This is a genomic window from Kineococcus glutinatus, from assembly GCF_039542765.1.
GTDB classification, from domain to species: domain Bacteria; phylum Actinomycetota; class Actinomycetes; order Actinomycetales; family Kineococcaceae; genus Kineococcus_A; species Kineococcus_A glutinatus.
Genome location: NZ_BAABIL010000678.1, coordinates 1 through 4,223, shown reverse-complemented (window position 1 = coordinate 4,223; position 4,223 = coordinate 1). Strand labels below are relative to the sequence as shown.

General features: G+C 76.4%; 5 protein-coding genes. All 5 read left to right on the top strand.

Annotated elements, in window-relative coordinates; translation table 11 throughout:
- A partial coding sequence (locus ABEB16_RS20015; protein WP_486335999.1) for an MFS transporter occupies positions 1-630 on the top strand: 630 nt, incomplete at its 5' end.
- Between the two features lie 238 nt (positions 631-868).
- Entirely contained in the window at positions 869-1,822 is a 954-nt protein-coding gene (locus ABEB16_RS20010) for an ABC transporter ATP-binding protein (RefSeq protein WP_345713955.1), read from the top strand.
- On the top strand, positions 1,819-2,559 hold the full coding sequence (locus tag ABEB16_RS20005; RefSeq protein ID WP_345713954.1) for an ABC transporter permease: 741 nt from the start codon (positions 1,819-1,821) through the stop codon (positions 2,557-2,559). The genes ABEB16_RS20010 and ABEB16_RS20005 overlap by 4 nt, the downstream gene beginning before the upstream one ends.
- 46 nt (positions 2,560-2,605) lie before the next feature.
- Complete coding sequence (locus ABEB16_RS20000; RefSeq protein WP_345713953.1) at positions 2,606-3,865, top strand: sensor histidine kinase; 1,260 nt, start codon at positions 2,606-2,608, stop codon at positions 3,863-3,865.
- A 59-nt stretch (positions 3,866-3,924) separates the two neighbouring features.
- Positions 3,925-4,223 (top strand): response regulator (locus ABEB16_RS19995; RefSeq protein ID WP_425560269.1); only part of this gene is annotated, 299 nt, incomplete at its 3' end.

The window sequence follows — 4,223 nt, the reverse complement described above, 5'->3', positions numbered from 1 at the left end:
TGCCTCTCCCAGCAGCTTCAGCTCGTCCTGGGCGCCTCCCCCGTGGAGGCCGGGCTGCTGCTCGTGCCCGGGCTGGCGGCCTGCGTGGTCACCGGGCTGCTCGCCGCCTCGCTGGCGCAGCGGGTGCCCGCGCACCGGCTCGTCGTCCTCGGCCTGGCGCTGTCCACCACCGGGTACGTGCTCACCAGCGCCCTCGGCGGCTCCGGCGTCGCGCCGCTCGTGGCGTCGTTCGCGGTGCTGTGCGCGGGCGTCGGGATCGCCGAGACCCTCACCAACGACGCCATCGTGTCCGCCGCACCGGCCGAGCGCGCCGGGGGTGCCTCCGCGATCTCGGAGACGGCCTACGAGCTGGGCGCGGTGCTGGGCACGACGCTGCTGGGCAGCCTCGTCAACGCCGTCTACACCGCGCGGGTGCAGGTGCCGGCCGGTGCGGACGCGCAGGCGGCGCAGACCCTCGGCGGGGCGGTGGAGGCCGCCGGCGCGCTGGGCGGCGTCGAGGGCGCGGCGCTGCTGGCCTCGGCGCGGGAGGCGTTCACCGGCGGCGTGCAGCTGACGACGGCCGCCGGCGCGGTGCTGGTGGCGGCTGCGGCGGTGCTGGTGGCGGTGTCGCTGCGCCCGCGCCGCACCTGACGCCGGCGCCCGTCCCGGACCGCCCCGGACCACCGCCCCGGACCACCGCCCTTCTCCGGGTCCGGGCGCGGAAAGGACCCTTTCCGTCCGCCCGAACCCGGAGAAGGGCGCGGAAAAGGTCCTTTCAGCGCAGGCGGGGGGCATCCACCGATCGGACGATGCCCGGCGGCGGACGGACGGTGGGGCGGGGCCCGCGCGGGTGATCCGCAGCACCGGCCGCGTCCCTAGCGTCGGGGACATGCCAGTGATCGACGTGCAGCACCTGACCAAGCGCTACGGCGAGCGCACCGTCGTCGACGACGTCAGCTTCACCGTCGAGGAGGGCGAGGTCCTCGGCCTCCTCGGCCACAACGGCGCCGGCAAGACCACCACCGTGGAGTGCGTCGCCGGCCTGCGCTCCCCCGACGCCGGCACCGTCCGCGTCCTCGGCGTCGACCCCGTCGCCCGCCGCGACGTCGCCCGGCTCGGCATCGGCGTCCAGCTGCAGCAGAGCACCCTGCCCGACCGGATGCGGGTGGAGGAGGCGCTGCGGCTGTTCGCGTCCTTCTACCCCTGCCCGGTGCCGGTGGCGGACCTGCTGGAGTCCCTCGGCCTCGCCGAGCACCGGGCCAAGCCCTACCGCGTCCTGTCCGGCGGGCTGAAGCAGCGGCTCTCCTTCGCCCTGGCCCTCGTCGGCGCCCCGCGCATCGCCGTGCTCGACGAGCTCACCACCGGCCTGGACCCGCAGGCCCGCCGCGACGTGTGGCAGCAGGTCCGCGACGTGGTCCGCGGCCGCGGGGTCGCCGTCCTGCTCGTCACCCACTTCATGGAGGAGGCCGAGCGGCTCTGCGACCGCGCCGCGATCCTCTCCGCCGGCCGCGTCGTGGCGCTGGACACCCCCGCCGGGCTCGTCGAGCGCGCCGCGGGCGAGCAGTCGCTGCGGTTCTCCCCGTCGGCGCCGCTGGACCCGGCGGTGCTGCGCGCCCTGCCGGAGGTCACCTCCGTCACCGAGACGGCGGGGACCGTGCACGTCGCCGGGCGCGGGGAGCTGGTGCACGCCGTGATGTCCGTGCTGGCCCGGGAGGGCGTCGTGGCCCGCGGGCTGCGCATCGAGCAGACCACCCTCGACGACGCCTACCTGGCGCTCACCGGGGGCGCGCAGGACGACCGGGCAGACGACAGGCACGACGACCGGGAAGGGGTGCGCTCGTGAGCGCGCAGGTGGAGCTCGTCCGCAGCGAGGCGCGGCTGATGACGCGCGAGCCGATGGCCACGTTCTGGGTCATCGCCTTCCCGACGGCCCTGCTGGGGGTGTTCGCCCTCATCCCGACCTTCCGCGACCGGGTCCCCGAGCTGGGCGGGCAGACCGTGCTCGACCTCTACGTGCCGATCAACGTGACGCTCGCGCTGGGCTTCCTCGGGCTGTTCATCATCCCCGGCGCGCTCGCCACCTACCGGGAGCGGGGCGTGCTGCGGCGCCTGGCCACCACCCCGGTCGGCCCGGCGCGGGTCGTGCTGGCCCAGCTGGCGGTGGCGGCCGTCGTGGGTGTGGTGGGTGTCTCCCTCCTGCTGGCGGTGGCGTGGGGGCTGCTGGGCACGGTCGTCCCGGTGGACGTCCTGCCGTTCGCGGCGGCGCTGCTGCTGGGCCTGCTCGCGATGCTGTCCGTCGGGGTGCTCGTCGGGGCGCTGAGCGGCACCGCCAAGGCGGCGACGATCGCGGGCAACGTCCTGTTCTTCCCGATGATGTTCCTCGCCGGGCTGTACGTGCCGGTGGCCGTGCTGGGCGAGACGATGCAGCGCATCGGGGAGCTGACGCCGCTGGGGGCGAGCGCGCTGGTGATGCAGCGCGCAGCCGTGGGCGACCCGGTCGGGACGCTGCCGTTCGTCGCGATGGCGCTGTGGACCCTGGTGCCGCTGGCCGTCGCCGTGAGACGTTTCCGGTGGGAGTGATCACAGGCTGTGGCGCTCCGGGGCGACCACGCTGACGGGAGGCGTCGTGGGCGACGAGGACGAGGTGACCTCTCCCGCCGAGCGGTGGGCGGCCCGGCTGGAGCGGTGGCAGACGCTGCTGGTGTACCCGCTGCTGGTGGTCTCCGCGGCGCTGGCGGCGGTCATCACCGAGCAGGGCTGGTCCACGTGGCAGCGGTGGTGGCAGCTGCTGGGCGTCGCGGTCCTCGTCGCGGCGCTCACCGCGTGGTTCGAGCACCGGCCGCGCCCGGCCCGGGTGCAGCTGACCTGGTACGCCCTCCGCTGGGCGCTGTGCCTGGTGCTGGTCCTGGGCAACCCCTTCTACGGGGTGTTCGCCTGGGTGGGCTACGTCGACGCGATCCGGTTCTTCCCCTTCCGCCGGGCCCTGTGGGGCATCGCCGCCACCGCGGTGCTCATCGCGCTGTCGCAGTCCGCCGGCCCGCCGGAGCCGTCGCCGGCGAAGGTCCTCGGGTTCGTCCTGCTGTGGGCGTTCAACGCGGCGCTCGTGACGATGTTCTCCTCCCAGGGCCTGCTCGCCGAGCAGCGGATGGCCGAGCGCCGCGCCGCCATCGCCGAGCTCACCGAGACCAACCGCCGGCTGCGGCAGGCGCAGGCGGAGAACGCCGGCCTGCACGCCCAGCTCGTCGCGCAGGCCCGCGAGGCCGGGGTGCTCGACGAGCGGGCGCGGCTGGCGCGGGAGATCCACGACACCATCGCGCAGGGCCTGACCGGCATCGTGGCGCAGCTGCAGGCGGCGGAGTCGGAGTCGCAGGGGGACCCGCAGGCGTGGCGGCCGAGGGTGGCGACGGCGGTGGACTCCGCGCGGGAGTGCCTGGCCGAGGCGCGGCGCTCGGTGGGGGCGCTGCGCCCGGTGGCGCTGGACGGGGCGGACCTGCCCGCGGCGCTGTGGCGGCTGGCGGCCCGGGCGGGCGCCCCGGTGCGGGTGGTGGTCACCGGGGAACCCGGGGGGCTGCCGCCGGCGGTGGCCGAGGCCCTGCTGCGCACCGCGCAGGAGGCGCTGTCCAACGCCGCGCGGCACGCCCGGGGCAGCGGCGTGACCCTCACGCTGTCGGGCATGGAGGACGTGGTGACGCTGGACGTGCGCGACGACGGCCGCGGCTTCGACCCCGCGGCGGTGCCGGGCAGGGGCTTCGGGCTGGAGTCGATGCGGCAGCGGGTGGCGCTGGTGGGCGGGTCGCTGCACGTGGAGAGCGCACCCGGGGAGGGCACCGCGGTGTGCGCGCAGGTGCCGGTGCGGGCGGACGCGCGGGCGGTGGGCGCCCCGTGACGGCGCTGCGGCTGCTGCTCGTGGACGACCACCCGGTGGTGCGCGACGGGCTGCGGGGGATGCTGTCGGCGGAGCCGGGCCTGGAGGTCGTCGGGGAGGCCGGCGACGGCGTGGAGGCCCTGGAGCGCATCGACGCGCTGGCCCCGGACGTGGTGCTGCTGGACCTGCGGATGCCGCGGGCCAGCGGGGTGGACCTGCTGCACGCGCTGGCGGGGCGGTCGCGGCGGCCGGCGGTGCTGGTGCTGACGACGTACGACACGGACGACGACGTGGCCTCGGCGATCGCGGCGGGCGCGACGGGCTACCTGCTCAAGGACGTGCCGCGCGCGGAGCTGGTGCGGGCGGTGCGGGCCGCGGC